The 6,886-nt window shown below is 48.1% G+C and carries 4 protein-coding genes; all 4 read left to right on the forward strand.

Going from position 1 to position 6,886, the window contains the following annotated elements:
* Window positions 1–6 precede the first annotated feature (6 nt).
* The 4 genes from ACWJAO_RS07060 to ACWJAO_RS07075 all read left to right on the forward strand — a co-directional run bounded on the left by ACWJAO_RS07060 (window position 7) and on the right by ACWJAO_RS07075 (window position 6,643).
* A complete protein-coding gene (locus ACWJAO_RS07060) occupies window positions 7–2,484 on the forward strand; it encodes a bifunctional UDP-N-acetylmuramoyl-tripeptide:D-alanyl-D-alanine ligase/alanine racemase (protein ID WP_449139742.1) in 2,478 nt (825 codons plus the stop codon).
* A 236-nt stretch (window positions 2,485–2,720) separates the two neighbouring features.
* Window positions 2,721–4,076: a PTS transporter subunit IIC gene (locus ACWJAO_RS07065; RefSeq protein ID WP_287839734.1), complete on the forward strand. Its 1,356-nt coding sequence runs from the start codon at window positions 2,721–2,723 to the stop codon at window positions 4,074–4,076.
* A gap of 27 nt (window positions 4,077–4,103) precedes the next feature.
* A complete protein-coding gene (gene kduI, locus ACWJAO_RS07070) occupies window positions 4,104–5,069 on the forward strand; it encodes a 5-dehydro-4-deoxy-D-glucuronate isomerase (protein WP_449139743.1) in 966 nt (321 codons plus the stop codon).
* Window positions 5,070–5,179: 110 nt separating this feature from the next.
* Complete coding sequence (locus tag ACWJAO_RS07075; RefSeq protein WP_287828977.1) at window positions 5,180–6,643, forward strand: MFS transporter; 1,464 nt, start codon at window positions 5,180–5,182, stop codon at window positions 6,641–6,643.
* Window positions 6,644–6,886 lie beyond the last annotated feature (243 nt).

Here is a 6,886-nt window from a genome sequence, read left to right on the forward strand (position 1 = left end):
AAGACAATGACATATACTATTGAAAAGGTAACCACACTGATAGGTGCGCGTCGCTATGGAGACAATGATACCAACATCGGTTTTATCCTGACCGATAGTCGTTCACTTTGTTTCCCAGAGGAAACTCTGTTCTTTGCGCTCAAGTCGGAGCGCAATGATGGTCATAACTACATCCCTGAGCTGTATCGCAGAGGTGTGAAAAACTTTGTTGTAACGAATGTGCCTAAGGGCTATGCTTCAGATTATCCGGGAGCCAACTTCCTGAAGGTAGTAAACACGCTCGAGGCTCTCCAGCGTCTGGCTGAGCGCCACCGTGACGAATTCAACATCCCTATCGTAGGCATCACGGGCTCAAACGGCAAGACCATGGTCAAGGAGTGGCTCTACCAGCTGCTCTCGCCAAGCATGTTTGTTACCCGCAGTCCGCGCAGTTACAACTCTCAGATAGGTGTGCCATTGTCGGTATGGCTGATGAACGAGCAGACCCAGGTGGGCGTTTTTGAGGCAGGTATCAGTATGCCTGGCGAAATGCTTGCCCTGCGTGACATCATCCAGCCAACCATCGCCGTACTGACCAATCTGGGTGCTGCGCATCAGGAGAATTTCTCTTCCATGGAGGAGAAATGCCGGGAGAAACTCATCCTCTTCCATGATGCAGAGACCGTAATCTATGATGGCGATGACGAGGTTATCAACAAGGTGATGGCCGAATATCCCGACTATAAGGGCGAGAAACTCTTCTGGTCGCTCAAGAATGCGGAGGCTCCTTTCTATGTGAAGAACATCGAGAAGCAGCAGAGCGTGAGCGTGATTACCTATATATATAAAGGTGAGGAAGACAGTTTCTCTATCCCGTTCATCGACGATGCATCTGTACAGAATGCCATCATCTCTGCTGTCGTGGCATCGAAACTCGGTCTTTCGGCTGAAGATATCGACAAGCGCATGGCACAGCTCGAACCTGTGGCAATGAGACTGGAGGTGAAGGTAGGACAGCACGGATGTACGCTGATCAACGACAGCTGCAACAGTGATATCAATTCGCTTGATATCGCCCTCGACTTCATGAACCGCCGTCCAGACCATCGCGGTCGTCGCCATACGCTGATATTGAGCGACATCTACCAGAGCGGTCAGGAACCGGAGGCATTATATAAAGAGGTGAGCGATTTAGCCCGTAAACGTGGCGTGGTAAAGTTCATCGGTATCGGTCCTGAGCTCTGCAAGCAGCACGATGTGATTCAGATTTCAGAGAAGTTCTTCTTCCCGAATGTAGAGGAATTCATCGCCAGCGAGGTGTTTGCTTCCCTGCGCGATGAGGTGATTCTGCTGAAGGGCGCCCGCCAGTTTGGCTTCGACCAGCTCACCGAACTGCTGGTACAGAAGGTACACGAGACTACGCTGGAGGTGAATCTGAATGCCGTGGTAGCCAATCTGAACTACTACCGTGCGTTTATGAAGCCGGAAACCAAGTTGGTATGCATGATCAAGGCAGACGGCTATGGTGCAGGTGCCGTGGAGATAGCCAAGACCCTACAGGATCATCGTGTAGACTATCTGGCTGTGGCTGTAGCCGATGAGGGCGTTACGCTGCGCAAGAACGGCATCACCAGCAACATCATGATCATGAATCCGGAGATGACCGCCTTCAAGACCATGTTCGATTACGACCTGGAGCCGGAGGTTTACTCTTTCCGTCTGCTCGATGCGCTCATCAAGGCAGCTGAGAAAGAGGGAGTAACCGGTTTCCCTGTCCATATCAAGCTGGATACCGGCATGCATCGCATGGGCTTCGACCCGGAGAACGATATGGAGGAACTCATCGGCAAGCTGAAGCACCAGAATGCCATCATCCCACGTTCTGTGTTCTCTCACTTCGTGGGCAGCGATGACGACAGTTTCGATGATTTCTCAGCTCATCAGTTTGAACTCTTCGACAAGGGCAGCAAGCAGTTGCAGGCAGCCTTCGACCATAAGATATTGCGCCATATCTGCAATTCGGCAGGTATCGAGCACTTCCCGGAGCGCCAGCTGGATATGTGCCGTCTGGGACTCGGACTCTACGGCATCAATTCGCGCAACAACAAGACTATCAACTGCGTGAGCACCCTGAAGACAACCATTCTGCAGATGCACAACGTGAAGGCAGGTGACAGTGTGGGCTACAGCCGCAAGACAATTCTCGATAGAGACAGCGTCATCGCAGCCATCCCTATCGGATATGCTGACGGACTGAACCGCCGTCTGGGCAATCGTCATGCCTACTGTCTGGTGAACGGTCAGAAGGCAGATTATGTGGGCAACATCTGTATGGATGTGGCTATGATAGACGTGACCGACATCCCTTGCAAGGAAGGAGATTCGGTAGAAATCTTCGGCGAGCATCTGCCTGTCCAGACACTGAGTGACATCCTTGAAACCATCCCTTACGAGGTGCTGACCACCATCAGCAACCGTGTGAAGAGAGTTTACTTCCAGGACTAGGAAGTGAAGAGGGAAGAATGAAGACCGATTCGGTAAAAAATCATTTTAAAACGTATAAAATAGAGAAATCCTATCAGAAATGTTCTGATAGGATTTTTTTTGCGTAATTTTTTCCATCAAAACGTATTGTAATTGAAGAAAAAAGTGTATCTTTGCACACAACAAATCATTAAAAGACAAAAGAGGGTGTTCTTTGTCGTGTATTTTCTAACAATTAAACAATACTACAAATTAAAATGGAACAAGTATTTAGCTATATTATCAGTCTCGGTGCGAGCGTGATGATGCCTATCATCTTCACGGTTATCGGTCTGTGTATTGGCATGAAATTCGGAAAGGCTTTGAAGTCGGGACTCTTCGTAGGCGTGGGTTTCGTAGGTTTGGGCGTGGTAACAGCATTGCTGACTACCAACTTCAACGACCCATTGAAGGCTATTTCAGATATCTACCACCTACAGTTAAACGTTTTTGACATGGGATGGCCAGCAGCTGCAGCTGTAGCTTACAATACAGCAGTGGGAGCATTAATTATCCCAATCTGTCTGGGTGTCAACTTCCTGATGTTGATTACCAAGACAACACGTACCGTAAATATCGACCTCTGGAACTACTGGCACTTCGCCTTTATCGGTGCGGTGGCTTACTTCGTGATGGGTCAGAGTTTGCTCTGGGGCTATTTCGCAGCTATCGTCTGCTACATCAATACCCTGGTCTGTGCAGACCTGACAGCCGACAGATTCCAGAAATATTACGATTTGGATGGTATCTCAATTCCGCAGCCATTCTGCCAGAGTTTCATGCCATTCGCTATCGTCTTCAACAAGCTCTTCGATATGATTCCGGGCTTCTCTAAGCTCGACATCGATGCAGAGGGACTGAAGAAGAAGTTCGGTGTGCTCGGCGAGCCACTGGTACTCGGCGTTATCGTAGGTGCCCTGATTGGTTGGGCAGCCCAGCTCGATATCAAGAAAATTCTCTTCCTGGGTGTAACGATGGGAGCCGTGATGGAGCTGATTCCTCGTATTACAGCCCTGTTTATCGACGGTTTGAAGCCTATCTCAGAGAAGACACAGGAGTTGGTGAAGACCAAGTTTAACGGCAAGAAGGTTCATATCGGTATGAGTCCTGCCCTGGTTATTGGCCATCCTACTACTCTGGTAGCATCTGTGATTCTGATTCCGGTTATCCTGGCTATCGCAGTCTTCCTGCCAGGCAACCAGTTCTTGCCTTTGGCATCGTTGGCAGGTATGTTCTACCTCTTCCCAATGATTCTGCCATTTACAAGAGGTAATGTGGTGAAGACGCTTATCATCGGCCTGGTAACCCTCGTCATCGGTCTCTATTTCGTTACCGATATGGCACCAGACTTTACGCTGGCAGCCAACCAGGTTTATGTAGCTACAGGCGATAATGCCGCTCATATCCCTGACGGATTCTCTGGCGGTGCACTCGATTTCGCATCCTCTCTCTTCGGATGGGTTATCTATCGCGGTGTGAAGCTTTCATACGTAGGTATGGGTGTTCTCGCAGTCATCACAGTAGCCATGATGGTTATCAACCGTCAGCGCATCGTGAAGGAAGAAAAAAAGTAAAAAGGTAAAAAATAAAACAAGATAATTATGAAGAAATTAACATTAATATTAGCAGCAATGGTATTAACAGCAAGTCAGGCTTTTGGCCAGTGTGGAAAATGTGGTTATGAAGTGAAGGCGGAAAATGCCTACACTAACTACAACGTTCGTTATGCAAGCAATCCGATGGATGCAAAGCACTATACAACAGACCGTCTTCGCAGTGAATTCGCTATCGAGAAGGTGTTTGCTCCAGGCGAGGTAAACTGGACATACACCATGTTCGACCGCTTCCTCATCGGTGGTGCTGAGCCAACAGCCGCTCCTCTGAAGCTGACTTCTATCGCTCCTCTCTATACAGACAAGCCAAACGATCAGAAGAATCTGCTCGACAACCGCGAGTTGGGTATCATCAACATCGGTGGCGAGGGTACTGTTATCGTTGACGGCAAGAAGTATACACTCGGTTTCCAGGAGGCTCTCTACGTAGGTCGTGGTGCCAAGAACATCGAGGTAAGCAGCAAGGATGCAGCTAAGCCAGCTAAGTTCTATATGAACAGCGCTTGTGCTCATCAGACATATCCTACCAAGAAGGTTACCCTGAAAGATGCCAACAACATCAAGGCTGGTAGCCTGAAAGAGAGCAACGACCGCGTAATCCACCAGTTGATTATCGACGGTGTAGCCGGTGTTCGTACCTGCCAGTTGCAGATGGGTGTTACTGAGTTGAAGGAGGGTTCTGTATGGAACACCATGCCAGCTCATACTCACCTCCGCCGTATGGAGACTTACCTCTATTATAATGTACCAGAGGGTCAGAAGATTCTCCACGTAATGGGCGAGCCACAGGAGACACGTCCTATCTGGTTGAATAACGAGCAGGCTGTGATTGCTCCAGAGTGGTCTATCCACTGTGCAGCAGGTACCAGCAACTATACCTTTATCTGGGGTATGGCAGGTGAGAATCTGATCTACAACGATATGCAGGTAGTGAAGATTCCTACATTGGAATAATAAGATACATGATATGGCAACCTGGTTCATGATTAATATGATCCAGGCTTTGCCGTCTAAATAGTAATCTAAAATAAAAATAAGTATAACGCTTAAAAACTTTTTGCAAAATGAGTCCTATTACAACAAGCAAAATGTCCAACTTCCGTTGGGTAATCTGTGCGCTGCTCTTCATCGCAACCACAGTCAATTACATGGACCGTCAGGTTCTCTCTTTAACATGGAAAGACTTCATTGCTCCAGAATTCCACTGGACAGATGACCACTATGGCACCATCACCGGTCTTTTCTCAATCTTCTATGCCATCGCCAACCTCTTCGCAGGTAAGTTCGTTGACTGGATGGGTACCAAGAAAGGTTATCTCATCGCTATCTTCGTATGGTCAACAGGTGCTGTGATGCACGCCGGTTGCGGTTGGGTAGCTATGCAGATGGAAGGATATGATTCTATCGAGGCGCTCCGCATGGTACAGGCAGGTAGTGATGCAGCTGTAGCGATTGCTACAATCAGTGTATGGTTGTTCCTCTCTTGCCGTTTGATTCTAGCTGTGGGTGAGGCAGGTAACTTCCCTGCAGCCATCAAGGTAACAGCAGAGTATTTCCCTAAGAAAGACCGTGCTTTCTCTACCGCTATCTTCAACAGTGGTGCTTCAGTAGGCGCTTTGGCAGCTCCAGCTACCATTCCATTGTTGGCTCGCAGTATGGGCTGGGAGTGGGCATTCATTATCATCGGTGTGCTCGGTTACGTATGGATGGGCCTCTGGGTATGGCTCTATGACAAACCATCTAAGAGCAAGCATGTAAACAAGGCTGAGCTTACTTATATTGAACAGGATGAGGACCTCGATAAGGTTGAGGCTGAGAAAGAGACAGAAACTGCCGCTGAGGAGAAAACTATCGGTTTTCTGAAGTGCTTCAGCTATCGTCAGACCTGGTCATTCATCGTAGGTAAGTTGATGACTGATGGTGTTTGGTGGTTCTTCCTCTTCTGGGCACCAGCTTACTTCTCTGACCAGTATGGTTATTCTTCAGATTCAGGTATGGGTATCGCCCTCATCTTCACTCTCTATGCTATTGTAACCGTATTGAGTATTGGTGGTGGTTACTTGCCAACGTACTTTGTAGACAAGAAGGGTATGAATCCATATATCGGTAGAATGCGTGCGATGTTGATTTTCGCTTGCTTCCCATTGCTCGGTCTGATTGCCCAGCCTATGGGTGAGTACAGTGCATGGTGGCCAGCTATCATCATCGGTTTGCTCGGTGCAGGTCATCAGGCTTGGTCTGCCAACCTTTATTCTACTATCGGTGATATGTTCCCTAAGTCAACTGTAGCTACTATCACCGGTATTGGTGCAATGGCAGGTGGTATCGGTTCCTTCCTGATCAACAAGGGTTCCGGTATGCTCTTCACCTATGCAGATGGTCAGGGTTCCGCCTTCAGCTTCATGGGCTTCGATGGCAAGCCAGGTGCCTACATGATTGTATTCTGCATCTGTAGTGTTGCTTACCTCGTAGGCTGGTGCATCATGAAGGCATTGGTTCCTAAGTACAAGCCAATCGTTGTAGAATAATGAAAAGGTAAAAAAGTAAAAAGAGAGTGTGTCATAAGTCACATCCAATACGCCCTGAAAGGGCAGAAGCTCCTAGCCCAGGGCATCGCCCTGGGTTTTAAAACAAATACAAAAAAGTCGCCCTGTTTTACTCTAATTGAGCAAGCTTTGAGCGTATTTTTTAACGTTAATTATGCTTAACGACCCTTGGGTCTTGCCTGATGAAGTTTGCGTCATAGTATTCACCTTTTTCCACGAGGGTGA

It is taken from the genome of Segatella sp. (assembly GCF_977051555.1).